Annotated in this window: 22 protein-coding genes; 14 read left to right on the top strand and 8 right to left on the bottom strand. The window is 59.8% G+C overall.

The features are described from left to right. Window positions 1-41 precede the first annotated feature (41 nt). On the top strand, window positions 42-359 hold the full coding sequence (locus tag V5G24_RS21990) for a hypothetical protein (RefSeq protein WP_394083254.1): 318 nt from the start codon (window positions 42-44) through the stop codon (window positions 357-359). A gap of 221 nt (window positions 360-580) precedes the next feature. Here V5G24_RS21990 and V5G24_RS21995 read toward each other — a convergent pair whose 3' ends face one another. From V5G24_RS21995 to V5G24_RS22010, 4 genes are all read right to left on the bottom strand, one after another. Then, entirely contained in the window at window positions 581-4144 is a 3564-nt protein-coding gene (locus V5G24_RS21995; RefSeq protein WP_394083252.1) for a DEAD/DEAH box helicase, read from the bottom strand. A 1-nt stretch (window position 4145) separates the two neighbouring features. Further along, window positions 4146-4898 carry a hypothetical protein gene (locus tag V5G24_RS22000; protein WP_394083250.1) on the bottom strand — a complete coding sequence of 251 codons (753 nt, stop codon included), beginning with the start codon at window positions 4896-4898 and terminating at the stop codon, window positions 4146-4148. Window positions 4899-5135: 237 nt separating this feature from the next. After that, complete coding sequence (locus V5G24_RS22005) at window positions 5136-5570, bottom strand: GNAT family N-acetyltransferase (RefSeq protein WP_394083248.1); 435 nt, start codon at window positions 5568-5570, stop codon at window positions 5136-5138. An 81-nt stretch (window positions 5571-5651) separates the two neighbouring features. Further along, window positions 5652-5954, bottom strand: coding sequence for a type II toxin-antitoxin system TacA family antitoxin (locus V5G24_RS22010; RefSeq protein WP_394083857.1), 303 nt, complete (start codon window positions 5952-5954; stop codon window positions 5652-5654). A 223-nt stretch (window positions 5955-6177) separates the two neighbouring features. On the opposite strand from V5G24_RS22010, the gene V5G24_RS22015 reads away from it, so the two are divergent. Then, complete coding sequence (locus tag V5G24_RS22015; RefSeq protein WP_394083246.1) at window positions 6178-6396, top strand: hypothetical protein; 219 nt, start codon at window positions 6178-6180, stop codon at window positions 6394-6396. A 70-nt stretch (window positions 6397-6466) separates the two neighbouring features. Beyond that, on the top strand, window positions 6467-6757 hold the full coding sequence (locus tag V5G24_RS22020) for a putative quinol monooxygenase (protein ID WP_394083244.1): 291 nt from the start codon (window positions 6467-6469) through the stop codon (window positions 6755-6757). A 461-nt stretch (window positions 6758-7218) separates the two neighbouring features. Here V5G24_RS22020 and istB read toward each other — a convergent pair whose 3' ends face one another. The 4 genes from istB to V5G24_RS22040 all read right to left on the bottom strand — a co-directional run bounded on the left by istB (window position 7219) and on the right by V5G24_RS22040 (window position 14039). Next, on the bottom strand, window positions 7219-7974 hold the full coding sequence (istB, locus tag V5G24_RS22025; RefSeq protein WP_394083242.1) for an IS21-like element helper ATPase IstB: 756 nt from the start codon (window positions 7972-7974) through the stop codon (window positions 7219-7221). Window positions 7975-7988: 14 nt separating this feature from the next. Then, on the bottom strand, window positions 7989-9500 hold the full coding sequence (gene istA, locus V5G24_RS22030; protein ID WP_394083855.1) for an IS21 family transposase: 1512 nt from the start codon (window positions 9498-9500) through the stop codon (window positions 7989-7991). Between the two features lie 295 nt (window positions 9501-9795). Next, on the bottom strand, window positions 9796-12930 hold the full coding sequence (locus tag V5G24_RS22035) for an efflux RND transporter permease subunit (protein WP_394083853.1): 3135 nt from the start codon (window positions 12928-12930) through the stop codon (window positions 9796-9798). Between the two features lie 23 nt (window positions 12931-12953). Further along, entirely contained in the window at window positions 12954-14039 is a 1086-nt protein-coding gene (locus V5G24_RS22040) for an efflux RND transporter periplasmic adaptor subunit (protein ID WP_394083240.1), read from the bottom strand. Window positions 14040-14368: 329 nt separating this feature from the next. On the opposite strand from V5G24_RS22040, the gene V5G24_RS22045 reads away from it, so the two are divergent. The 11 genes from V5G24_RS22045 to V5G24_RS22095 all read left to right on the top strand — a co-directional run bounded on the left by V5G24_RS22045 (window position 14369) and on the right by V5G24_RS22095 (window position 26287). Then, a complete protein-coding gene (locus V5G24_RS22045) occupies window positions 14369-15022 on the top strand; it encodes a TetR/AcrR family transcriptional regulator (protein ID WP_394083238.1) in 654 nt (217 codons plus the stop codon). Window positions 15023-15261: 239 nt separating this feature from the next. Beyond that, on the top strand, window positions 15262-15876 hold the full coding sequence (locus tag V5G24_RS22050; RefSeq protein WP_394083236.1) for a cytochrome b: 615 nt from the start codon (window positions 15262-15264) through the stop codon (window positions 15874-15876). Beyond that, on the top strand, window positions 15876-16499 hold the full coding sequence (locus tag V5G24_RS22055) for an O-methyltransferase (protein WP_394083234.1): 624 nt from the start codon (window positions 15876-15878) through the stop codon (window positions 16497-16499). Before V5G24_RS22050 ends, V5G24_RS22055 begins: the two co-directional genes overlap by 1 nt. Then, window positions 16496-17605, top strand: a complete 1110-nt coding sequence (locus V5G24_RS22060) for a DUF3500 domain-containing protein (RefSeq protein ID WP_394083232.1) — start codon at window positions 16496-16498, stop codon at window positions 17603-17605. Before V5G24_RS22055 ends, V5G24_RS22060 begins: the two co-directional genes overlap by 4 nt. A gap of 95 nt (window positions 17606-17700) precedes the next feature. Then, window positions 17701-19089 carry a prolyl oligopeptidase family serine peptidase gene (locus V5G24_RS22065; RefSeq protein WP_394083230.1) on the top strand — a complete coding sequence of 463 codons (1389 nt, stop codon included), beginning with the start codon at window positions 17701-17703 and terminating at the stop codon, window positions 19087-19089. Between the two features lie 747 nt (window positions 19090-19836). Further along, window positions 19837-21255, top strand: coding sequence for an IS1182 family transposase (locus V5G24_RS22070; RefSeq protein ID WP_394083228.1), 1419 nt, complete (start codon window positions 19837-19839; stop codon window positions 21253-21255). A 173-nt stretch (window positions 21256-21428) separates the two neighbouring features. After that, on the top strand, window positions 21429-22391 hold the full coding sequence (locus V5G24_RS22075) for an ArdC family protein (protein ID WP_394083226.1): 963 nt from the start codon (window positions 21429-21431) through the stop codon (window positions 22389-22391). After that, window positions 22391-22888 (top strand): hypothetical protein, encoded by a 498-nt coding sequence (locus V5G24_RS22080; protein ID WP_394083225.1) that lies wholly within the window; start codon window positions 22391-22393, stop codon window positions 22886-22888. Before V5G24_RS22075 ends, V5G24_RS22080 begins: the two co-directional genes overlap by 1 nt. Window positions 22889-22963: 75 nt before the next feature. Next, complete coding sequence (locus tag V5G24_RS22085) at window positions 22964-25096, top strand: ParB/RepB/Spo0J family partition protein (protein ID WP_394083223.1); 2133 nt, start codon at window positions 22964-22966, stop codon at window positions 25094-25096. A gap of 100 nt (window positions 25097-25196) precedes the next feature. Beyond that, window positions 25197-25673: a UCP036055 family protein gene (locus V5G24_RS22090; RefSeq protein WP_394083221.1), complete on the top strand. Its 477-nt coding sequence runs from the start codon at window positions 25197-25199 to the stop codon at window positions 25671-25673. 167 nt (window positions 25674-25840) lie between these two features. Further along, window positions 25841-26287 carry a hypothetical protein gene (locus V5G24_RS22095; RefSeq protein ID WP_394083219.1) on the top strand — a complete coding sequence of 149 codons (447 nt, stop codon included), beginning with the start codon at window positions 25841-25843 and terminating at the stop codon, window positions 26285-26287. Window positions 26288-26290: the final 3 nt, after the last annotated feature.

A 26290-nucleotide genomic window follows, 5' to 3' on the forward strand; every position in this document is an offset into this window, starting at 1 on the left:
GAACGAAGAACATGTATTCACTCTATTGAAACGGAAAAGCAATGCGGATTACGTCTCTTACTTTTTTGGCGTTCTATCTGAACGCAGCAATGGATTGCGGGCGATACGACGACCTGACGATTGCCGAAACAAAATCGAAAATTGAAAACGGAAATATATTCGACTTTCTTCGGCAGCGACTGGGGAATGACATCGACCTGAGCATCCTGACGAAGGAAGACGAGGCGGAGCTTCTCGCTGAATGGCAGGATTTGCTGGCGGCCGTGAATGCACGTCGAAAGATGGGCATTGAAATGCGCGGCTTGCCCCTCCTTATCGCCTATCTTTTGGAAGGTATCCAGCGCCGCCTTCCTCGCTAGGGTCGATACAATACGCAAGGCGGATACAAGACGCGCACCAGAGCGGTAACAGCAATGGATTTGTGAGAGTCGTGCTCAGGCGATTACGCTGTCTGCGCACGTATGTAGACAAGCCCCGATCGGGTACACCATGTGAGCTTATCATCATCGCCTGAGCGTAACATGGTTTTCCGTGGGGTGTCGGCTGCCTTCACCTGACCCCATACCGAATTTGTCGATTTTTATCGGTGCGGTAGGTAGCGATCAGCTAAAACCTGTGACATCGCCACATCGAGTTCAAACTGGAAAAGACTTGGATTGTTCGGCCAATTATCCGGCTTTTTGCTTCGTGCAACTTCGTAACCGGCCGGGTCGAGCCAGATGAGAGCTGCCCCTTCATCCAGCGGCAACACAACCAATCGCGCCTGCCGAAAATCAGCCGCCGAGCGTGCCAAATCTACCTTGATTGCGATTGTTGCACTTGCCTGACGTGGCGCTCGCGGCACCAGTCTGGCTTCAACCCAGGTGCGGATAATCCGAGGATCCAAAAGATCGTTGGCGTTCTCGCCATCTGGCCGACTTTCGTAGTAGGTCTTCGCCTCCAACTCAGCCTGTGGCCGATCGATGGCGTCGCCGCGTGCAAGCAAAAATGCTGCGACGGGGTCTAGCGTACCCCAACCTATCAGCTCCTTCAGCCAAAACGCGATCCAAGGCAACCCGCTTAGGGGCCAATCGGCGATTTCCAGTGCTCGTATGGGCTGTCCGTCGTCAGTTGTGTCCAGTAGTAAGCCGATGACGCTGCCAAGGCCCCACGTCCCTCGATAAATGAAGTTGTTCGCCACAAACCCATACCAGTTCGTGACCTCGCCGGCCCGAGGCTGCTGCGCAAGTGTTGACTTGGCTAACCACCAGCGAAGGAGTTTGGGCCAATCGTCGAAATTCTTCTTCCTGCCAAGCTTGGTATCGATCGCGAACACCGGAATCTCAGACAGGAGTGACAGGACATCACGGATGAATTCCAGTTGTTGTTCGGAGGTCCAACCTGCGTATTCATGGCCCTCCACTAGCTTGGCACGAATGGCCACCGCACGCTCGATCAAGGATTTCGCGGATCGCGGCGTCAGACTTGTCTTATATAGTCGTCGACGTTGAACTGAATCGGGATACTGCGTTTTTATGGCTTTGCCGCGCGCTAACCAAACGGCAGCTAGTCGCGCCTCGCCATGAGAGGCTGCAAAGGCATAGGTTCGGCGCCATATTCGTGCCAACTCCGCTTCCAGTTGAGCAGCGTCAAGATCTACCCCTCTCAACTCCTCAACTTCCTGAATCGCCGCTATGAGAAAAGCGTCGAGAGAGTCGAGATAAGCATGGCTGGACGGAGCATCCTCCCCCGGTTCAGATACGATGGTTTGTTCCAGCCAATCAGAAAATTCAGCTTCGGTTCCGCCGCCGGTCAAATTCATCCATTCGCGCTCCAACTCACGCAGCAAATGAGCAAGCGGACTGGAAGCATGATCGTCAGGGATCAGATCGCCAAGAGCAGCGGTCGCCTCCTCCAGCTTATTGACGAGACTTTCGTAACCGTTCCATTGCCTGCTATAACTGGGAACCATTCGCCCATATTTTCTTTCGTAGGTTCGCTCGGGCAATATCACGAGTGCGCTACCCTCCGTTGCTACACCAGGGCGTCCCGCGCGGCCGATCAGATTGCTGAACTCCTGCAACGTCATCTCAGTATTGCTCCTGAAGACGCTCGGTATCAGCAGGAAGTTGACCGGGATGTTGACGCCTTCCGACAGAGTCGACGTTGCAATGATGACCCGCACATAGCCCCGGTCAATGACCGTCTTGAGGCGACGGGCCAGCAGGCCAGGCATCTTACCGTGATGCACTACAATGCCTCGGGCCAACAGACGGTATTCTACCGAATCTGCCGTGAAGTAGTCGATCGCGGTTGCCAGGCAGCGCGCCCAGATTTGATTTCCTTCATCGACTGACCAATAATCAGGCAGCGCGATGTCCTGCCATTCATCCATGAGATCGGCGCATGTTGCCGCAAAAGTGTCGACGTTCTGTGTTAGCGAAATCAAGACCGCAGGCGTCGAACCGTCTGGGCGCTTCGCCGCAAGATTGAGGGCCGCCCAAAGCGTTGGCGCCCTCATGCGCACCTCCGGCCCAGCCTCAGCATCCAAGCCGCCCGGCACTGACGGAAAGGGTTCGCGCACAAAGGGCGAGTCGTCGCGCTGCTCATCGTCAAACTTGAGCGAATGTCCGTCCATCAAACTGTATCTTATCGCGAACTGCCCGTTGGAACTGACTTCGAGCCGGCCAAGCATTTGCCGCGTACTACGGTATGCCGAACTTGTTGGCACCGCATCGGGCGTGTTCGATATCCACCTCGCCAGAGCGGGGGCGGCCCGTGCAGCCACGGCCGAGAGCGCGACGATTCGAAACTCATGATCTTCACGCGCGCGCAAGAGGCGGGAACCGAGTTGTTCCAGCCTAAACGATCGTGATGTTCCATCACTCAGCCCGGTCAGCCTTGTCTCGTCCTGCTCCACCATATGGGCCTCATCGATAATGATGGTACGAACCCGGTCGAGGAACAGGACCCCCAGATAGCGCAGCAGCGCATCCGCCTTTTCGAACGTGCAGATAACGACTGTCGGTTGATCAGTTTGAATCCACGCATCGGTTGGGCCCCAATCAACACCGCCATACAGACCTGTGACAACAACGGGTTCCACCGCGATTCCGCGAAGATCCTCGGCTAAACGGCCTTCCACCTCGGCCGCCAGTGCGCGTGATGGCACGAGATAAAGAACCAGATTCCCAGCTGCGACTCCGTCCGGTGCGTCGGCGAACAAGCCCTGTACTGCCCCCAAGGTCGCAACTGTGGTCTTTCCAGAACCGGTGGGCGTGCATAACACGAACGACGTATTATCCTGCAATTTGGCGATACCCGCCGCCTGCGCCGGCCAAACCAGTGCGCGCCTGTTAACAAACGCCGAACGCGCAAACTGGGTAAGAGCATCACCCGCCGGTCCGCTGGAGGCAACGCGCAAGCGCTCGATCTGTGGCCATAGACAAGTTTCTATGAATCGTCGCGCGCTCGCGGCGGTCAGTTTGGCAAGGAGGTAAGAGTAAGAATCGCGACTATGCAGAAACCCTAAAGCAAGCGCTTCAAGTTTGACCACCGCGCGTTCAACCGGGACGTCCCCTCCAGTTCGCAGAAATGCGCAGATCGTTCCGATACACATGACAACGTGCTGAACGGACGCCACTTCCAAATCGCCGGGATCGAGACGGCCATTGTCACGTAATGTTCGATAGTCGTTCCAAAAAGTGAGTACAGCCTGAAACGCCGCTGGGAAATCTGCGCGGACAAACTGCCTGAGGAGTTCCGAGAGCGGTTCACCCTCAGGAAGCCTTCGAAGGTGGCCCAGCGCCATCGCCGGATAGTCGGCCAACTGATAGGCAGCTGCAGCCAGCAGATGAAGTGGAGTACCGGGCGGACGCAACTGTGATTGCGACAACCACTCGATGATCTCCGCCGATCGCTTCACCGAAGCTCGCCAGGGCGACCCAATATCCACGCCTCGCTCTAACCAGCCACTCTCCAGAAGCAGCATGGCCTCATCAAGGTAGCTAGTGACGTCACCAGGTGCAAAGCTCGCCAGACCTTCGCGCCCCATATCCCGCCGAAGCCTCTGACTATAAAGCTTGGCTTGGCGTGGAGTCAGCGCCTGCCCCGCGAGGGCTTCGCGAATGTCTCGCGCCATGGCGACCGTAGCAGCGTTCGTCATCTCAGCCCCCCCTATACAAAATGTCGACAACGGCGTCTAAATTTTCGAACTGAAACTCCATCGCCTCAAGATTGCGCTGCAAGGTATAGGAAGGATGCGGTGCTGCGGGAGGAAGCCATGCAATTCGATCGACCGGCTGCTTTGGCGAATGACCTACGGCATAGGCAAGACCATCGTGGCGTGTGGCGGTTTGAAAGCCTTTCCAATAAAACTGGAGGAGTGCCTGCTGCCAAGCTTTGGCGTCCGGCGTGTCATATTCCTTCAGGAGATTAATTAGTTCCCGGACGCCGCTCGGCCTGTTTCCTCCGGCAACCAGCTTTTCATGCGCATCTTTCATGATACCGGTGTTGCTGACAGTCAGACATTTTGCTTCGAGTGTCAGGATGTCCGTAATGACACCATTATCGTCCATACGAAACGCCAAGCCATCGTCACCCGTGCGGCCCGGACGCTTCTCCTCATCAGCGTCAGGATCGTGGGCGACCCCGGCGAAGAGACGTTCGTTAATAAGATCAAGGTGTTGAAACTCTTGATCGTGAAAACGAAACAAGAGCGCTGGAATTTTCCAGTCTGAGTATCCGATCGCACCATAATGCTCGACTGCTAATGCGCCGAGCGTCTCGCCGAGATAGCCTTGGAGCGATATGCGATTGAGCATTGCCGGATAATTCGCGGCCGGATCATGGGCTGGGTCATTAAACGGCGAAAGATCATCCTGGAAACCAGTCCGGATTCTTCGACGGGCGTCATCCAACGCCTCTTGGACGTATGCGATAAGCTCGTCGCGTAGTGGTCCAAGAGACGCATGGACTTCCCGCCACACACGCAATCTGTAGCGTTGGTGAGGTTGAGGAATGCCTTGATCGATCAGCCAAGCATTTAATGGAACTGGAGCCAGACGGCGAAATCTAATCAATTTTCTGGGCCACCCCTATCGTCGCCCCGGGAGGCCCATTCCAAATTCATATCCACTTTGCGTTCCCCAGCCACATTATTTGAACAGTTCTGCAATATCCGTCATTGGTCGAAACAACTTCATCGGCTGATCGGGGAACGGCAAAAAACTCTCCCGCTCATAGAAGCGGCGGGCATTTTCATCCTTGGCGTCAACGATCACCGCGAAGGATGCGATCTCGCTTCTGACAGCTCGAAACAGGGCGTCGGCCAGAAGAAAACGGCCATAGCCATTGCCCTGATGATGTCGATCAACCGCCAGCCGCCCCAGCAGTGTCGCCGGAATGAGCGGGTAGCGCGGGAGCTTTCGGACGGTCTGGGCAGGCCATTCGCCGACATTCACCGCCGTCGAGGACAGCGTGTAATAGCCGGCGATGGCGCCATCCGGCAGCACAAGCACAAACGGCGCCGCCATGTTCTTACGGGCGTCCTGTCCCGCTTGCGCCCTGAAATATCGATCGAGCGGCTCCACGCCGCTCTCGAACGACGCCCGATCATGCTGCGGGCCGAGTACCTCGACCCGCAACGATTCGTCAGCAAGTCGCCCCACCCGTCAGACGCCAGTGGCCCGGCGATACCGCTGCACCGTATCGCGCAGGCGGTCATTGACCGGCTGCGGGTTGATCAGGGCGTCCACGAATGCCTGGCTGTCCCGGACGGTCAGATCGAGGCGCTGATGCTCCTCGATAGCCCGGCGCGCGGCTTCCTGCACGCTGGTCAGCACGAAATCCGTCACCGTCCGGCCCTGAAGCGCAGCGGCATGTTCTATAAGACTCTTCTGGTCAGCCGTGACACGCGTTTCCAGACGCTCACCACGGACACGACCGCGAGATGTGTTCAAAGCAGGTGTGGTCATCATCGTTCTCCTGCGGACAATGTACGGCCAGTGGCCGGACTTTTCAAGGCTTGAATTTGGAATCGTGGCCGCGACGGGATGGTGTCCCCGCCTCCCAAAGCCGCGTTCTGGACTTTCCTGAAAGTCCGGGCATTGTTGAGCGCAACAGTATCAGCCACGAATGTCGTAGATGTTAGACAGATTTTCCAGATGGATTGAGAAAAGACGCGCCAGTCGCCGGCGAATGCAGACTGATGCTCGCGTTCTGATTCAAGAAGATGAGCGTAAAGCCTACTACATGGCACAACGTCTTGCTGCGCGCAGCCGGGTCGAAGGCAATCGTGCAGAGTTCTGGCACTGGGCAAGGGTCGCATCCGAGGTTGCGCGCATCTCCCCCGTTGCTGAAATGGACCTTGAGATCGTCAAGGCTGTCGCGGATGAGGAACAAAACCGTGTGCGGTAATAATGGAGAATCGTAGGAAATGGCGCGGTTGCCGCCTACAGGCCTTCGCCAATGAAAGAATCATCATCACATGTTAAAAGTCATCGCCCAGGACTTCATCAAGCCGGAGGCCGTCGAGATTGTTCTGCCGCTCTATCGGGAACTGGTCGAGAAAACCCGGCAAGAAGAACTCTGCATAGCCTATGATTTGTTCGTGGATCAGAAAGATCCCGGCCACTTCATCTTCATCGAGGAATGGCCGGATCGGGCGGCGCTCGATGCCCATTGTGCCACCGAGCATTTCACCCGGCTGGTTCCGCTCATCAATGCTCATCAGCGGCAAGATGCGACTTTCATCCTGATGGAGAAATTTCCAACCTGATCGACAGGCGGTCTGGCGCGAGAGCGGACGTATTCCCTGATTTCCGGTTCGGCGTATTTCCGGTTTTGCCAACACACTGTCTCGATGGGGGAAGGTCTTCCCCCTGGCCGGCGCCAAGGTCGCCGGCACACCCCTTTCAGCGGGGAGACCCCCAGGCTGTGCTAAAACCCAACTAATCGTGCGAGCGCAGCGAATGATTTTTACCCGCTCTATGGCATATGGCTTTTGGCTGCTTACGACCTCATTGTTGCCGCTCAGGTTTCTCTTGTCACCGCCCGAAACCTGCCATTCGTTGGGCCCCACAGCCCACAGAGTGCGTATTCCGATGATGCCGGACGGGTATTCCGACGCGAAGCCGGACAGGCATTCCAATTTGATGCCGGACACTGTTCCGATCAGAAGCCGGACGCGGCAAGGTGCCTTTGGGTCTGATTGATGATTGCCGTTGAGGCAGTGGTGGGTCAAGTGACGGTTGTGTCGGACATGGACACGGCGCGCTGTTTGCGCAGGCTCTCCCCAGATAATTCGATGCGATAGGCATTATGCACGAGGCGGTCGAGAATGGCGTCGGCGATGGTGGCGTTGCCGATCATGTCATACCAGTGGTCGACGGGAATCTGGCTGGTGATGATGGTCGAGCGCCGCTCGTATCGGTCCTCGACGATCTCCAGAAGATCACGGCGCTGTTCGTCGTTGAGCTTCTCCGGCCCCCAGTCATCGAGGATGAGCAGATCGGTTCTGGCCAGCGACTTGATCAGCCTGGTGTATCGTCCGTCCCCGCGGGCCAGCGCGAGGGCGGCGAAGAGCCGGGGAACGCGGTGGTAGGCGACGGAAAGATCCTCGCGGCAGGCCTTGTGCCCGAGAGCACAGGCCAGCCAACTCTTCCCGACGCCGGCCAGCCCGATGAGAAGCAGGCTATGGTGCTGCCTGATCCAGTCGCAACCGGACAGCTTGAGAAAGAGATTGCGGTCAAGGCCGCGGGCAGCGCGGAAGTCAATGTTCTCGACCTGGGCGTCATGGCGCAATTTTGCGGCGCGCGCCCTGGCCTCGAAGCGCTTCTGGCGGCGCGTCGTCATCTCCCGCTCGAGCAGAAGGGTGAGCCACTCTCCATGCTGGAGGCTTTGGGCCTCCGGCTGCTGATCGAGTTCCTGGAAAGCGGACGCCATGCCGGAAAGGCCGAGGTCGCGCAGGGTGTCGAGGGTGGGATTGGTCAGCATGGTCGATTGTCTCCTTAGTGAAAGTAGCCGGGGCCGCGAAGATTGGCGTGTTCGCCGACGGCGGCCGGTTCAGCGGAATGGCGGGGTGTTTTGTAGCTTGTGATGAGCGCGCCGATGCTTTTGCAGGTCAGCCCGCCGATCTCGACGGCGCGGGCCGAGACGGCCTCGGCCTGGGCGGCGCTGATGGCGCGGTAGAGTCCGAGAACCCCGAGGCAGGTTCGGAACCCCTGTTCAGGATGCGGCCGGCTGGCAAGGATCGCGACGATCAGGCCCTCGGTGTGCGGCCCGATCGATGCGGCCCAGCGTCGGAAGCGTTCCGGCGACCATTCGGCATATCGGCGATGCGAACTGGGCATGTGATCCGGGTCGGTCCCGAAGCGTGAACCGCCGTATCGGCGCTGATGAGCCGCAATCCGTTGGCCTTTGAGGAATATCTCGATGGTGCGGCTCGTGGCCCTGACATCCACCTGCTGGCGGATAAGATGGTGGGGCACGGAATAGAAGTAACGCTCGAACTCGACATGGTAGTCCGTCGAGACCCGCGCCAGACGCCATTCGGCGAACTCGTAATCCTGCGCCGGAAGGGCTGCCAGCGCGGTGCACTCCATCGCCTCGAACATGTCCCGGCGGCTTTGGCCGAGCCGGCGCATGACATGGGTGTTGATCCGCTCGACGGCTCCGACGATGGCTGCATTGGCCTCGGCCAGCGAGAAGAAGGTCTGGTTGCGCAAGCGGCCGAGAATGCAGGTTTGGGCGAAACGCACGCCGCTTTCGACCTTTGCCTTGTCTTTGGGGCGCTTCGGGCGGGCAGGCAGAACGCCGACGCCATAATGCGCCGCCATCATGCCGTAGGTGCGGTTGATCTCGGGATCGTAGAAGCTGGCCTTGTTCACGCCGGACTTCAGATTGTCGGGAACGAGGAGCCGCGGGACGCCGCCGAAGAAGCGGAACATGCGCACATGCGAGCCGATCCAGTCCGGCAGGGCCTGGCTCCAGGTTACCTCCGCGAAGGTGTAGCTCGACGCACCCAGCACGCCGAGGAAGATCTCCGCCTCGCGGATCTCGCCGGTCTTGCCGTCGACGATCGGCAGCGTCTTGCCGGAATAGTCGACGAACACCTTGTCGCCGGCAACATGTTCCTGGCGCATCGTGGGCGAAAGCCGCTGCTCGAAACTGCGGAACAGCTCGCAGAACCGGCTGTAGCCGTAGCCATCAGGATGAATCGCGCGATATTCCTCCCAAAGGATCTGTAGGGTCACGGCCGGCTTCTTCAGCTCGACCGCCAGCGCGCTCCAATCGGGTTCCACCCGCCGGCGCAGGCCCTGCTTGACGCCCTGTCGGGAGAATAGCCGGCGCTCGATGACGTCGTCCGTCAGGTCTCCGGGCAAGGGCCAGCTCAGTCCGGCCGCTCTCGCACGCTCAAGGTTATCCTGCACCGTGCTGCGAGCAAGCCCCAGCATCATGGCAATATCGCGCACGCTCACGTCGTCCGCGCAAAGCCGAAGCATTTGTCGTAGGTGTCTCATGGTCAGCCTTCTCTTCGCCGGCATCAGCATCTCCTCGTTCATCACGAGGAAACACATGCCAAGGTTGCTGACCCAAAGGCATCGGTGGACCGCCTAAACTGTCCGGTTATTTATCGGAATCGCGTCCGGCTTCATGTCGGAATGGCGTCCGGTTTTTGATCGGAACACCGTCCGGTTAATTCCCGGAATCCGCACACAGAGTCGAGGCCGTAAGTGGATCGGCAGGTTCCAGGTGACATTGGTGGCGACTATAATAGACCATGTTTGGCCCGCAGAAATTGCACGGAAGGCATTTTCAAGTGCGGTCAATTTCTGTCTCCAGGCTTGTGACTGCCGATGACCCGCGAGCACCAGCCAATTTGGCGATCGTTACGAAAAATACCGGCACGAAGAAGACACCAAGGACGGTGGCTGTCAGCATGCCGCCCATGACGCCTATACCAATCGAGTTCTGAGCGGCCGATCCCGCTCCCGTTGCTCGGGCAAGCGGCAGCACGCCCAGCACAAAAGCCAGTGAAGTCATCACGATCGGTCGCAACCGCAATGCTGCAGCGTGCAGCACCGCCTCGATGGGCGGACGCCCCTTCGTCATCAGGTCTTTGGCAAACTCCACAATGAGAATTGCGTTCTTGGCCGTTAATCCAATGGTAGTGAGAAGGCCGACCTTGAAATATACGTCGTTCGATTGGGAAAATACCGAAGCTGCAAGCAACGCCCCAAGAACACCGACCGGGACGGCCAAGATGACCGACAACGGGATCGACCAGCTTTCGTAGAGGGCGGCGAGACACAGAAAGACCACCAGAACCGATATTGCGTACAACATCGCGGCCTGCGAGCCTGCCAAACGCTCCTGGTAGGAAAGACCGGACCACGCCGAGGTGAAGCCGCCGGGGAGTGCCGAAACAAGGCTCTCGGCTTGGTCCATTGCGGCCCCGGAGCTTGTGCCCGACGCCGCCGATCCGGAGATTTCAATAGCTGCGGTGCCATTGAACCGAGCGAGTGACGGCGATCCCTGGATCCAGGAGGACCAGGCGAAGGCGGTAAATGGCACCATCTCGCCATTGCTGCTGCGTGCATACCAATGGTTGATATCCCCCGGTTGCATGCGATACGGCGCGTCCGCCTGGACGTAGACCGGCTTGATGACCCCGTTGTAGACGAAGTCGTTGACATTGGTGCCTGAAAACACGGTGTTGACCAAGCTGTTGATCGCCGAAGGGTCGACACCCATCGCACCGGCCTTTTCCTGGTCTACTTCTAGCTTCAGTTGCGGTTCGAGCGTTTTGGTGTTGCCGCGCAGATTGGTGATTGCGGGATTCGTGGCCCCCTGGTCCACAAGCGTGTTGCTTGCCGCCATGAGCGCGGCACGGCCCTGATTGGCACTATCCTGCAGGAACATCGTAAAGCCGCTGGACTGGCCCATACCCTGGATCGCAGGCGGCTGAAGCACAAAGACATCAGCGTCGCGGATCTGCTTGAAATGGGCCGTAGCTCGCTTGGCAATGGCGGAAGCCGACAATCGTGCATCAGTTCTCTGGTCGAAATCCTTGAGTCTCACAAACCCGGTAGCGGTGTTTTCCCCACTGGTGCCAAAGCCAAATCCGAGGCTCATGAAGACGCTTTGGACTCCATCCTTCTCGTCTTGGAGGTAATAGTCTTTGACCAGGTCAACGACCGCCTGGGTGCGTACGGCGTTGGCCCCCGCCGGCAGTGTAATCTGTGTCATCAGCACGCCTTGGTCCTCCTCTGGGACGAACGAGGTCGGCAGCTGCTGATATAGAACGTAGGCTCCGATTACGATGGCGGCAAAGGCAACGAATACGGTGAGTGGCCGCGTCACCAGTTTTCCCACGACAGCTATGTAACCGTTGGTGGTGCGGTTGAACCCACGGTCAAACCAGCCCAGCCAACGGGACAGGGGACCGCCATGCGACGGCTTGAGCATGATCGCACAGAGCGCAGGCGTCAGAACCACTGCGGCAAGCACCGAGAGGATCATGGCGCTGGCTATCGTCACGGAAAACTGCCGGTATATGACGCCGACCGATCCCGAAAAGAACGCCATTGGGATGAAGACCGCCGTCAGGACCAGGGCAATGCCTATCAGGGCATTGGTGATCTCTCCCATCGATCTTTCGGTGGCTTCGCGGGCGGTGACATTTTCGTCGCGCATAATGCGTTCCACGTTCTCCACGACGACGATCGCATCATCGACGAGCAGCCCGATCGCCAGCACCATTGCGAACATGGTCAACATGTTGATCGAATAGCCGAGCGCCGCGAGGACGCCGAACGTCCCCAGCAAGACGACCGGAACCGCGATCATGGGAATGAGGGTTGCGCGGAAGTTTTGCAGGAATAGCAACAGGACAAGAAATACGAGGACGATCGCTTCAATAAGCGTATGGATCACCTTCTCGATCGAAAGCACGACAAATGGCGTGGTTTCATAGGAATACGCCACCTCGACACCTGCGGGGAGCGAGTTCGCCAGGCTGTCGAGCTCGGCGTGAACCAGCTCCGCTGTCGTTACCGCGTTGGCGCCCGACGCCAGCTGAACGCCAAAACCCGCCGCGGGCATGCCGTTGAAGCTTGCGCTCTGCCCATAGCTTTCGAGACCCAGTTCGACCCGGCCCACGTCGGCGACGCGAACCACCGAGCCGTCTTCTGCGGTTTTCAGGATGATCCGCTCAAATTGCTCGGCCGACGTCATTTGCGTCCTGGCGATGATAGTCGCCTTGATCTGCTGGCCCTGAACGGTGGGGCTGCCACCGATGTATCCGGCGGCAACCTGAATGTTTTGGGCGCTTACGGCGGCAACGACATCACTAGGCACCAATTGGTATTGTTGCAGGGCAGCGGGATCCAGCCAGATACGCATCGCATAGCCGGAACCAAAAGCCTGGACGGCTCCCACGCCTTCTATGCGCTCGATGCGCTCCTCAATCTGGCTCGACATGATATCGGACAGCTGATTCATCGTGTAGCGCCCGTCGCGCGAAATGATGTTGCCGATCATGAGAATGCCCAATGGCGCGCGGTTGACCCTCACGCCCTGGCTTTGAACCGCCTCGGGGAGCTGCGAGGTTACGGTGGACAAGCGGTTCTGTACCTGAACCTGAGCCAGTTCAGGATCCGTGCCGTTCGCGAACGTCAAGGCAACCGATGAAGAGCCTGTATTTGATGTGGAGCTCATGTAAAGCAGGCCATCCAGGCCCGTCATCGCGCTTTCGATCTTACGAGTGACCGAGTTCTCGACGGCTTCGGCGGTGGCGCCCGTATAGGTCGCAGACACCCTGACGGTAACCGGGGCAATTTCCGGATACTGCGAAATCGGTAACGTCGAGATGGACATCAACCCCGCAAGCACCGTGGCAAGGGCGAGGACGATTGCAAAGACCGGGCGTGCAATGAAAAAACTGGCGATGGCGTTGCGAGGGGCTGCAAGCGTCACTGAGGAGCCTCCTGAGTTGTTGCTGCAGCAGATCCCAAGGTCTGCCGCACAAGGCCATTCTCATCGACCGACGCGTCGACCGCTTCGATCGCGGTCCCGTCCGAAATTTTCTGGAAGCCGTCGACCACGATGCGGTCTCCATCCTTCAGTCCGCCGACGACGATCCAATTGTTGCCGGTGGTGCCATTCGTGGTCACCGTCCGCAGTTCAGCCTTGCCCCCGGTGGAGGCGACATAGACCGTTGCTTCCCCGTTGGTCCCGCGCATCACAGCGCGCTGCGGTACGAGATACGCGTCGGGGATCTCACCGAGGGACAGTTGTGTTCTGACAAACATGCCTGGAACCAGTACCTGATCCGGATTGCGGAATGTAGCGCGCACCCGGAATGTGCCGGCCGTCTGGCTAACCACTCTGTCGACCACCGCGATGGTGCCTGTTGTGTTGTATTGTTTGCCGTTCTCGAGCGTGAGCGTGACCGGCCTCGGTGCTTGCTCCCGACCAAGCCGCCCTGCCTCGATTTCATCGCGAACACGAAGCAGGTTGACGCTCGAGTCCACCAGGTCAACGTAGACCGGGTCGATCTGGCGGATCGTTACAAGCGGTTCCGTCTGGTTTTCGGTAACAAGCGCCCCGATGCTGACCGCGGAAACACCGATCTCCCCATCGAGAGGAGCCGTGAGGGTAGCATCGTCGAGGTTGATGTTGGCGGTATCGAGATCCGCCCTGGCCACTTCGACGTCGGCCTGTGCCTGCAGCAGTGTGGACCGCGCGTCGTCGAGCGCCTGGGCACTAACGGCGTTGGATTTCGCCAGGGTATTGACACGACCGAAGGTCGCTTGCGCCGCCACGGCCACGGCCTGCGTCTTGTCCAAGGCAGCACTTGCGGCCGCGACGGCGGCCTTGAATTTGGTATTGTCAAGTTCATAAAGGACATCGCCTGTCGCGATTTTCTTGCCTTCCTGAAAGGCGATGCGACGGACGATGCCGTTGACCTGCGGCCGTATCTCCGCCGTTGCAGACGCGACAACCCGACCGGGCAGGGTGAGTTCAAAGGGGACGGACTGGCTGCTGATTGTGATCACTCCGACCGGCACAGGCCCTGCCCCGCCCGGCGCAGTGGAAGGCGTTCGCGAGTCGTTGCAGGCGACCAGCGATAGCAGCCCCGCCAGCAGGGCAAGAGGTCTGACTATTCTAAGCATGTGCGCCCCGTGCTTTGCCGGCCCGTTGCCCGATGCGGACAAGAAGAGCCGTTCGTTGCAGCATGCCTGAGATACGTGGGTCGCGGATGCTGGCAGACCGCTCGGCATCAGGAATGAAGTCGCGGCGCATGGCCGTCTCCGTTAATGAGTTTGTAAATTTAGGATTGGAATTTTAGGTACTATATAGTACCGATAATATTGGATGACTTGCCATGTCAAATGAAACTTCCGTAACAAAGAAGAACGCGCCGCCGCTGCGGCGCGGGCGCCCCAAGGTGCTCAGTGACGAGATGCGTCGCCGCGCGATCGTCAAAGCAGCCCATGAGACATTCATTGAGTTGGGGTTCGGGCGAACGACCACTGCGGCGGTCGCCGCGCGGGCCAAGGTCTCCAAACGCGCGATCTATCAGTTCTTCAAGAACCAGACGGAGTTGTTTGCTGCGGTGGTGAAAGACAACCGCCACATGATCCTTGATCTCCCACGGCCGGCCGGGGAAGACCTTTCTCTCATGGAGACCCTCGTTCGGATCTTCCGGCTGGACATCGACGACGACGCTGAGAAAGAGCGTGAAGCCATCCTGCAGCTCATCACGCGAGAGTCGAGCCAGTTTCCGGAGCTTTCGGATTATCTCTACAAACATCAAATAATCCGGTCCCGCGAAGATTTGATCGAGTGGCTGGAGAATGAGCGTCTCCGTGGCCGGATCACTGTCGAGGACCCGCTTGTAAATGCCGGAATGCTCATGGATATCGTGTTCGGCGCATTGCTGCCGCGCCGGCGTCTTCAAAATCGCATAGACCGTGCGCGCCGTACGGAACACATCAAGAAGCGTCTTGAAATCTATCTGCGCGGAACCGCGCCTTGATCTGAGACACCGGCCCAGTAACGCTCCAGAGTGATCTGTGTGCGAGGCCTCAGGGGCTTCTGCAAGGGGCGGTACGGTGCCGCTCTTCGGAGCGTATCCGCGGCGCATTGCACGCGCATCCCGCCCTTACCTTTCCCATTTGTAATGTCTGCCAAACTTGACATAGGAACTCAATATAAAATATCGGTACAGCGAAGTACCAATATTATCAAACCGCAACCTGGCGGGAGTTCTTGATCATGCACCAAACGGCCACTATCCATGAGAAAGGCGGTGTCATCTGCGACACCCAGGCGGGTTATAGCCTGATTTCCCGTGCCCTGCATTGGCTCATGGCGCTGCTGTTTGCCTGGCAGTTTACATCGGCGCTGCTTCATTTCTTCGCGGATGACACAGCAGTGAAAGCCTTCTTCTGGGCCACCCATGCGTCGGTCGGTTTCACGCTCTATTTGCTCAGCCTCGTGCGCGGCGCATGGGCGCTGGCTAACTGGCGTCGTCGTCCCACGCATAGTGGCTCGCCGCTCGAGCGCGCCGCTTCCATGGGGCACCTGGCGTTGTATTCCTTGATGATCATTGTCCCACTGCTCGCGATCTTGCGCGCCATTGGCAACGGGCGTGGGATGCGGGTCTACGGCCTCGAACTGATAGCGCCGGGAGGGGAACCCAATCTCTTGCTGACCACGCCCGCCAACGTTGCGCACGGCGTGCTGGGGTGGACCTCGCTGGTACTCACCGTTGGCCACGTCGGCATGGTTTTGCTGCACAGCGTGGTCTGGCGGGACGCTACACTCGACCGGATGACCAAAGGCTGGAGCGTTGCCCCGGCGTCTTCGACCCTAAAGGAGCCTATGTGATGGACCAGACAGTTTCAGCGGTGCTCGACACCTATCATGAGATGATCAAGGAGGAGCGGTCAAGGCCGCGCGAGCCGGCGCCTGACGCCGCAGATCGCGGGAACGACCATCGTTTGCTGGCCGTCGGACCGCAGACGGGACAGCTCCTCAATATTCTGGCGCGAAGCCTGAAGGCGCCCACTATTCTCGAGCTCGGCACCTCGTTCGGCTATTCCGGAATATGGCTTGCAGAGGCGGCCCGCGCAACGGGCGGTCGTCTCATCACCATGGAACTCTATCAACATAAATCCGCGTTTGCCCGTGACATGGCACAAAAGGCGGGACTTTCGGACCATATCGATTTCAAGGTCGGCGATGCGGTCCAGATGATCCGCGAATTGCCGGATGGCATCGACTTCGTCCTGGTCGACCTCTGGAAAGACCTTTACGTGCCCTGCCTCGAAGCGTTCTACCCGAAGCTCAACGCCGGCGCGATCATTGTCGCCGACAATATCCGCACGGACCGAGCTGACGTGATGGACTATGTGCGGGCGATCCGCGCGAAGCCCGGCATGACAAGCATCATGCTGCCGGTCGGACAGGGCCTGGAAGTCAGCCGCTTCAAAACGGGAGTTCCCGAATGAACAGGCGCATGTTTCTTACGTTGAACGGTTCTGTCGCCATGTGCGCCCTGGTCCCCTTCACAATACCTGGCTTTGCGGCCCCTGCGCAAAATGCGGGAGCCGAGCAGACGAAGGCGATAGCCGCTGCCGCCTTGGCCCTTCTGGACTTATTGAGCGACGATCAGCGCCAGGAGCTACAGTTTCCATTCACGCGGCAGCCGAAGGCAATCATGGCCCATTTCAAGGGCGGCATGCGCGGCGACGTCGACATGATCGGCGAACAATACGGGAAGTCCATGTGGTCGAACTTCCCGGTAAGCGACGTGGCGCGTCCCGGCCTGCGCCTCGGCAGCCTGAATGACGCGCAGCGGTCTTCCACCATGGCTATGCTAAGCGTGTTGTTGAGTGACAGGGGCTATCGCAAGATGCTCGAAATCATGGGTTCCGACCAGGTATTGGCGGACACGGCTACGCCATACGCCTCGGGTCGCGCGGCCTACACGCTCGCCATTTTTGGAACTCCGAACATCGATACCCCATGGATGATTCAGTTCGGCGGGCATCACTTGGCGCTCAATGTCACGCTGTCCGGCGACAAGGCAGTCCTGGCGCCCGTCCTAACCGGCTGCCTGCCCGCCATCTACACGGAAGACGGGAAAAGAATCCGTGCCCTCGCCGCCGAAAACGACAAGGCATTTGCCTTGCTCGACTCGCTTGACGATGCGCAACGCAAGCAGGCCATTATCGACCATCCCGTGTCTTTATTGGTACTTGGGCCGGGACATGATGACGAGACGGTGCCGCCCGTCGGAGTGAAAGTGTCAGTTCTGGATCAAAGCCAACGCGGGTTGCTTTATGATCTGATCCTGGAGTGGGTTGGCATCCTCAACGACGTTCATGCCGCACCCCGTCTGGCGGAGATCCGGAATGGTCTGGAAGACATGTACTTTGCCTGGAGTGGTCCGACGACACGTGAACCGAACCGTAACGGTGCTTCCTATTTCCGAATCCAGGGCCCTCGCCTTTTTGTCGAGTTTTCCCCGCAGGAGCCGGGTGGCGATCTGACGATGCATGTCCATACGATTTATCGCGATCCGTTCAATGCCTATGGCAGAGGAATAGCGTGACCGTGAGCGCATCATTGCATCTAACAGCACTACAGGAAGGAACAGATCCGTCCGTTGAGCGTCAGGTAAGAAATGCACAGCCAGCGAGAGGACCTATGATCAGACGACGTTCCTTTGTCCTTGCGGGGTTGTCGATAACTGCAGCAGCAATCCTTCCTCTGCCGCGTGGCGCCTGGTCCCAGAACTCACCGAAGGAGGTCGTTCAATCCGATCCTGCCTACATCCTGGGCGCTACCGCGATCACGGAAGTCTATGGTGACGGCCAGCGCCTCACGGCGGTGGCTATCGAGTATGACCGCCCGGTTGAAGCCGCCGCGCTTGATCCGGCGCTGTTTGCCGTCGATGACCGCACAATCACTCGCATCTACGCCAACAGCAGCGCTGACCTTGATGCCGAGGGTGCAGGTCAGGTTGCGCCCAGCCGTTTCGTCATCATCGAGCTCTCGCCGGAAGACAAAGCCGCACGCCTCTATGCAGCGCAGGCCAGAGGCGGCATTATACGCCGGCCGGTTGCGGCGACCTTGACTATAACGCTCACCGACGTGCCCGAACCTCGGTTTGAGTCTGGCGACGTACTCGCGGTTTCGCCGGGGCAGGACAATGGCCAACCTCAGGGCGGCCCGCCCGGCTTTGGTTCCGAGCCCCTGTCGCTTCCGACCACCGCCACGCGCAACCTCATAGTCGACGATTTCGTCCAGGCTGAGTTCCAGGACGCCGAAACCGGCGACACCCTGGCATATAACCTTTTCGTACCTCGCGATCGCGACCCATCAGTCCCGCTCCCGCTTGTGCTATTTATGCACGATGCGGGCGCCACCAGCACGGTGGTCGACACTACATTGGTACAAGGCCTTGGGGCCGTATCCTGGGCGTCACCCGAAGACCAAGCCAGGCAGCCCATCATCGTGCTTGCGCCGCAATACCGCAATCAGATCGTCAACGACGAGTCGCAGACCACATCCATGATGGAAACGACGCTGCACCTCCTTGATCACATCGCCGAAGCGTATAATGCTGACCGCTCGCGCCTCTACACGACGGGCCAGTCTGGAGGCGGGATGATGTCGATCGCAATGATGGTAAAGGAGCCTGATCTTTTTGCAGCGGCCTTCCTTGTGGCCTGCCAATGGGGTCCGGCGGTTGTGGCCCCACTCGCGCAGCAGAAGCTCTGGGTCATGGTCTCTGAGGGAGATCCGGGGGCCTTCCCCGGCCAGAACGCCATCATGGAAGTGATCGAGGAGGAAGGGACAGAGGTCTCGCGCACGACCTGGGACGGCACCTCGACGCCGGAGCAATTCGCAGCCCTTGTGGCGGAGCAACAGGCTAAGGGCGCTCCGGTCAACTATACGGTGTTGCGGCTCGGCACAGTGGTGCCCGAGGAGCAGGCGGGAAACCCCGGCTCCGACCATATGAACACCTGGCGCATCGCCTACACGATTCCTGGCATTCGCGATTGGATCAAACAACAGAGCCGCAACATATGAAGCAGCAGAGTGAGGACAAGACGTGGCCTTTATGTCGGTCACCCGAGAGCTGTGATTGGTAGTAATACCGACTGCGGCATCGCGAAGCGCGCTCAACTCGCTTTCCTTCGCCTCGCGAGAGGGATTCCGACAGCTTCTTCGTCGTGCGACCTATGAGGAGAACAAATGCGCCTTCTACACTGCACCATGGGCGTCGGCTCCTACTTTGTCTACTTTTGACAGAAGGCGGCCGCTGGAATGACCGAGGTAGAGGCGTGTTGCCGCCGAGTCTCATCCTGATTGACGCTGGGCCTCACCTTGTTTGTCGCCGCGCAGCCATCCTTACGTACGACTGCAACGGAGCTGGTACCAGCCCATCCCTCTAGGTAATAACGCCAAACATAGTGTTGTCGTCGCGTCACGTTCATATATCAAGACTGGCACTATTCTGGGATTGGCGCAATTCGTCTGAGCTGCCATGTGCGCCAGAGCTCGTCTTAATGTAGTATTCAAGGTGCCTACCTTGAGTTTCTGTATGAGTTGTGTGGGCCCGTTGCCACGAAGTCCAGCATCGCCTGGACGGCCGCTTTCCCAACTTTGAAGCCCAAAAGCGGACGGGCAGGAGCCCACCCTTCTCGGAAGTTGGAGGGTCAGCGAGGTGCCGCGATCCCGTCTCTGCGTAGGTATTCGAGACTCAGCACAAAGCCTTTCCCCGTGAGCAAACAAGTGTAGAATCAGACTCTCCTGATCTACTTCGCCGAGGTGTCTATGAGCTTCATTGAAGGAATAGCGCGAGATCAGGCCAATCTGCTTCCCCCTTGTGTTAATGACTATGTTGGGCCTGACACGCTCGTCCGCGTCGTCGATGCTTTCGTCGACAGCCTGGATCTGATTGAGCTTGGCTTCACACGGGCCATTGCGGCCTCGACCGGACGACCAGGCTACCATCCCGGCGACATGCTCCGGCTGTATATCTGGGGCTACCTCAATCAGGTCCGGTCATCGCGACATCTGGAGCGCTCCTGCAAGCGCGACCTTGAAGCGATGTGGCTGATGCGCCAACTCGCGCCGGATTATCGGACCATTGCCGCCTTCCGGCACGACTATCCCAACGCGATCGTCGCCGCCAGCGCCGCGTTCGTGCTGTTCTGTCGCGAACAGAATTTGGTGGGCGGCCGGTCGGTCGCACTCGACGGTACCAAGATGCGAGCCGCCGCCAGTCCAAAGAACATCGCCGGCGCAGAGCGGCTCGCGCGCGACATCGCGCATACCGGAAAAGAGATCGCCTATTATCTCGACCGCTTGGATATCATCGACGAGACCGTCGCGCAGGGCTTTGATGATCAACCACTGCACCGCGAAGGCTTCAAGTCCGCCATTGCCTCCCTGCAGCGTCGGAAGGACCGGCTGGTTAGGCGACAGCAGGAACTCGATCGACGGGACGAGAAGGTGCTCGTGTTTGGCGAGCCGGAGGCCAAACCGATGGGATATGCCCACGCGCCGAAGCTTCCCTCCTACAATCTGCAAAGCGTCGTCGACGTTGCGAGTGGGCTGATCGTCCACCATGACGTCTACAATGACGCGAACGACAGCCACCTTCTTCATCCGATGTCAGTCGCGGCTAAGGCCGTGCTGGAGGTAGATCAGCTCCAGGTGTTGACCGACGGCGGCTATTCGAACGCCGAAGAAGTCGCCCGTTGCGAACGCGAGAACATCAAGGTCGCTGCGCCGATCAAGCGCGGCGCGATGAATTCCGAACATTTTCGACCGGTCCAGTTCCTCTACGACGAGGACAGCGACACGATCCGTTGCCCCGCCGGGCAAACACTGCGCCCGTCTGGAATCCATACTCGTAATCGGGCGATCCGCTACCGCACGTCGGCCTGCACGACCTGCGCGTTGAAGCCGAGATGCACGCCGGGAGCCCAGCGCACGATTCATCGGCTTGTCGATCAAGGCGCCCTCGATCGCATGGAGGCCCGAATCCATGCCGATCCCAGCCTGATGACGATCAGGCGATGCACGGTCGAGCATCCATTCGGCACCATAAAGCGAATGTCGGGTGGCGGTAGGTTCCTAACTAGAGGGCTTAGGGCGGTAAAGGCAGAGGCGGCGCTGTCGATCCTGGCCTTCAACATCCTACACGCCGCGAACACATTCGGAACGAGGGTTATTACCCCGACTTGACGCGAGGCGGCACTTCGCTTCGGCTCCACTTGGCCGGCGCTGCGGCCGACGGCTGACGTTTTGGCACAGCCTGCCCCGCAACGCCCCCCTGAGAGTAAGAGCTTGGCCGGTTTGGCCGTGACGGGTTGAGGACTGGAGAAGAGGTCTCCGGCGCCTGTCGCGGAGCAGCCCCGATGGCCAGATATGACCGAAGCGCCCGTACCGGCGCTGATCGCACCAACCTTTACGACGATATCACCAACAAGATCATCGGCGAACTGGAAGAAGGCCGCGTGCCCTGGGTCCAGCCCTGGGAAACCGCAGCGGCGAAGGCGCCGCTCGCCATGCCGAAGAACGCCGCCACCGGGCGCGGCTATTCCGGCATCAACGTCCTGATCCTTTGGGGTGCCGTCATCCAGCACGGTTTCCCCGGCCAGAGCTGGCTGACGTTTCGCCAGGCCCTGTCGCTCGGCGGTAATGTCCGCAAGGGCGAACACGGCACCACCGTCGTCTATGCCGACCGCTTCGTTCCCGACGACGAAAAGAAACGCGCCCGCGAAACCGGTGAGGATGCACACGCGATCCCATTCCTGAAGCGCTTCACCGTCTTCAATGCGGCGCAATGCGAGGGCCTGCCCGAGGATGTCAACGTCGTCGCACCGCCACCGCTGCCCGGCCTGGTCGAGCCGAAGGTCGAAGCACTCATCAAGGCGACCGGCATCGACTTCCGCATCGGCGGCAATCGCGCCTACTACGTTCCCGCCCATGACTATGTGCAGGTCCCGCCTCCGCAGGCCTATTTCGAGCCCATCAACTGGCACCGGACAGCGCTGCACGAAATCGGCCATGCCAGCGGAGCGCCCCATCGGCTGAACCGGAATCTCTCCGGCTCCTTCGGCTCGAAGCTCTATTCGGTCGAGGAAATCACCGCCGAACTCATTTCAGCATTTTGCTGCGCATCGCTCGGCATTGAGCCAACCGTGCGCCACGCGGACTACATCGGCTCCTGGCTGGAATGTCTTCGCGAGGACAACCGCGCCATCGTCCGGGCCGCCAGTCAGGCCAGCAAGGCGGCCGACTGGATTTTGTCCTTCCTGCCCGGTCAGGAGCGGACCTCACCCATTACCGATTTTGACGATGAGCAGGAGGCGGCGTGATGACCGTACTTTCCGCAACCAGCTCTCCCTCCCCATCGACGGAGAACGATCCCATCCGCAGCGATCATCGCCGTGATCGCCAATATCTGGCCATGGGCGAACGTTACGCCGAAGCGGCCACCCGCCTCTCCCGGTGTGGCAGTATCGGCGGCGTGTGCGAGCCGTTCTTGATGCTTGTCGCTCATGCGCTGGAACTCTCGCTCAAGGCAGTGCTGAGCCATCAGGGGCACGACGAGGAGCGACTGATGGCGATAGGTCACAGTCTCGAATGCTGCCACCGCCAAGCTGTTAAGGGAGGATTCCATCCAAAGGACAGAACCGGCCTTGCGATCCTCGTGGAAGCCCTGGATCAACCTCACGCCTTCCAGGCCTTTCGCTATCCGCAGATCCTGGGATGGACTCTCCCGGATACGACCAGGGTCATTGCACCTCTGGTCGACCATCTGGAAGCAGTCAAATTGCTTCTGGACACGACGGACCGCCCAACCCGAGAGTGAGAGGAGTGTGGGGATTTTCGTGACGGGTTGAGGTCGAGAGAGAGGCTCTCGGCGCCCGTCGCGGAGACTACCACGATGGCTACTACTGCTCAGAAAATCACCCTGTCGTCCTCGCGCGACATTCCCTTCAACAAGCTGGTCCTCAGCCAGTCGAATGTCCGCAAGGTCAAGGCGGGCGTGTCGATCGAGGAACTCTCGCGGGACATCGCCCGGCGCGGCCTACTACAGGGCCTCAATGTGCGTCCGGTCATCGATGCCGATGGCAATGAGACCGGCATGTTCGAAATCCCCGCTGGCGGCCGCCGCTACCGGGCGCTTGAACTGCTGGTCAAGGCCAAGCGCCTGGCGAAGACTGCGCCGGTGCCCTGCGTCGTGCGTGAAGCCGGCAGCGACATCCTCCTTGAGGACGACAGCCTGGCCGAAAACCTCCAGCGCGCCCCGCTCCATCCCCTCGACCAGTACCGCGCGTTTCAGGATATGCGCCTCAAGGGCATGTCCGAGGAAGAGATCGCCGCCGCGTTCTTCGTCTCGGTCAATATCGTGAAGCAACGCCTGCGCCTGGCCTCCGTCGCGCCCTCGCTCCTCGACCTCTATGCCGAGGACATCGTGACGCTGGAGCAGCTCATGGCCTTCACCGTCAATCCCGACCATGCCCGCCAGGAACAGGTCTGGGATGCGATCAAGGATTCGTGGTCGAAGGAGCCGCATCAGGTCCGGCGCATGCTCACCGAAACCACGGTGCGCGCCTCCGACAAGCGGGCACAGTTCGTCGGTCTCGCCGCCTATGAGGTCGCCGGTGGCATCGTCCTGAATGACCTGTTCCAGTCCGACGATGGCGGCTGGCTGCAGGATGTCGGACTGCTCGACCAGCTCACCGACGACAAGCTGAAGGCGGAAGCCGAGGCTATCGGCGCCGAGGGCTGGAAGTGGGTCGATGCCAGGGTCGAGACGCCCTATGGCCACGGTCACGGCCTCCGTCGGCTGATCGGCACGGCGGCGCCCCTGACCGATGAGGAACAGGCGACCTTCGACGCCCTGACTGCGGAATACGAGGCCCTTGAAGCCGAATATGCCGAGGCCGAGCAATATCCCGACGTGGTGGACGAACGGGTCGGTGAGATCGAAACCGCCCTCGCCGCCCTCGAGGATCGCCCCGTCATCTATGACCCGACCGAGATCACCCGCGCCGGTGTGTTCATCAGCATCGATCGCGAAGGTCACCTGTCGGTCGATCGCGGTTATGTCCATCCCGAGGACGAAGCGCCCCTGGTCGTGGACGGCGAAGGTGACCGAAACGACGGGACTTCGCCCGATGGTTCGGCGTCTTCGATCCCCGCTGCGCAGCGCGCCGTCATCACCATTGGCGGCCAGCCGACCGAACCGGAGGAGGAAGAGGAGAACGTCATCAAGCCGCTGCCCGAACGGCTGGTCTCGGAGCTGACGGCGCACAAGACGCTCGCGCTGCACGATGCGCTGGCGAACAATCCGCATGTCGCCATGACGGCGCTGCTGCATCGGCTGGTGATGGAGCGCTACCACTATTCCGCGCCGAGCGGATGCCTGGAAGTCACCGTGCGCCACCACTTCTTCTCGACTCAGGGCACCGACCTGAAGGACAGCCCGTCGGCCAAGGCGATCGCGACGCGGTATCAGGACTGGAAGGCGGACCTACCGACCGACGACGATGCACTGTGGGAGTGGATCGCCGTGCTTGACGACGCCAGCCGCATGGTGCTGCTCGCCCATTGCGTCGCCTATGGCGTGAATGCGCTTTATGAAAAGGTCGACCGTAATGGCGGCTCCGGGCTTTCACAGCGTAGTCTGGATCAGCGGCTGTCTCAGGCCGACCGGCTGGCGCGCGCCACGGACCTCGATATGGTCGAGGGCGCAGGATGGCGGCCGACGGTCGAGAACTATCTCGGCCGTGTCACCAAGCCCCGCATCCTCGAAGCCGTGCGTGAGGGCGCCGGTGAACGGGCGGCGTCCCTCATCGAGCACCTGAAGAAGGGCGACATGGCCAAGGAGGCGGAACGCCTGCTGGCCGATACCGGCTGGCTACCCGAACCTCTGCGTCTAGCCGACATCGAGCAGGTGCCGGACGACATTGCCCCCGAGGACGATACCGATGCGCTGCCTGATTTCCTCGCCGGTGACGACGAGCCGGACCAAAGCGAGGACGACACGGCCCATCTGATCGCGGCCGAGTAATCCTCACCGGCGGGGCGGCTCCGGTCGCCCCGTTTCTTTCCATCCCAACCATCCAGGCTCGGCATCTGCCGGGCCTTTCTCTTTTCTGGAGATTGTTTCCATGTCCGCACATATCGTCCATGACACCGCGCCGCTCGGTTCGCTCATCCGCTATTCCGACGGCACGCCCAAGCCTCCGGCGCGTTTTTCCAAAAAGCTCGCCGCCTGGGAACGCCGCAACGGCGTCGGCCGGCTGGTGAAGAAGGAACCGGCCCGCGAGCGCCCGACCTATTGCTCACCGGCATCGATCACCCTGCATGAGGGAAATTTCGCCAGCGGCGGCGTCATCCTCGTGACCATCATGCGCACTCATTCGGTCGATAGCGATCTGACCTTCGAGATCGCCGAGCGGCCCGCCATTGGCATGGTGCGGGTGCTTCAGGATTTCGGCGGCAACAGCGAGCTGCTGCACCTGGCCGAAAGCCGCGAAGCCGCCGAGCTGTGGCTGGCGAAGAACCGCTACAGTTCGGCACGGCTCGAGGACGTGACCGCCGATGAGGTTGGCGCAGATGTCGTCGAAGGCCGGGCGGCGGCGTAGTCGGCCACTTGCGGATCAGCAAATACAGCCCGGCCTCGCAAGAGCGCCGGGCTTTTTTCGTCTTCCGCATCCAGAGGAAGAGGAAGGCCGGGACGGGTTTGAGCCGGTCGGGTTGAGAGAGAGTGTCCGCCGGTTCGGCCCGTTCCTGCTCTCTGGAGTAACACTCCATGGCCAACTACTTCACCCATTTCTCGTGCTTGCTCGATGTCGGCATACCCGACAATGCCGCCCGAGCACTCGACCTCTACAATCGCCTGTCCGAGGACGGCGCATCGGAAGACCCGCCTTCGGAGGGCTTCCTGCTGTCGATCCAGCCCGAGCATGGCGGCACCCAGCTCTGGATGCGCGATGACGAGACCGGCGATCCCGAGCGATTGATCCAGTTCGTCAAAATCTGCGCGAAGGAATTCGAACTGACCGGCCGCTGGGGCTTTCAATACGCCAACACCTGCTCGACGGCCCGCGTCAACGCCTTCGGCGGTGGGGCACATGCCCTCGATCTCAGCACCGGCGAAACAATCGCCTGGACATATACCGACGGCTGGCTCACCGACGTGCTCGACGGAGGCGATCCCGATGCCTTCCGTAATGGGAAGCCGATAGTCAAGGATTAAAGT

It is taken from the genome of Roseixanthobacter finlandensis, assembly GCF_043195105.2.
Classification (GTDB): domain Bacteria; phylum Pseudomonadota; class Alphaproteobacteria; order Rhizobiales; family Xanthobacteraceae; genus NCEH01.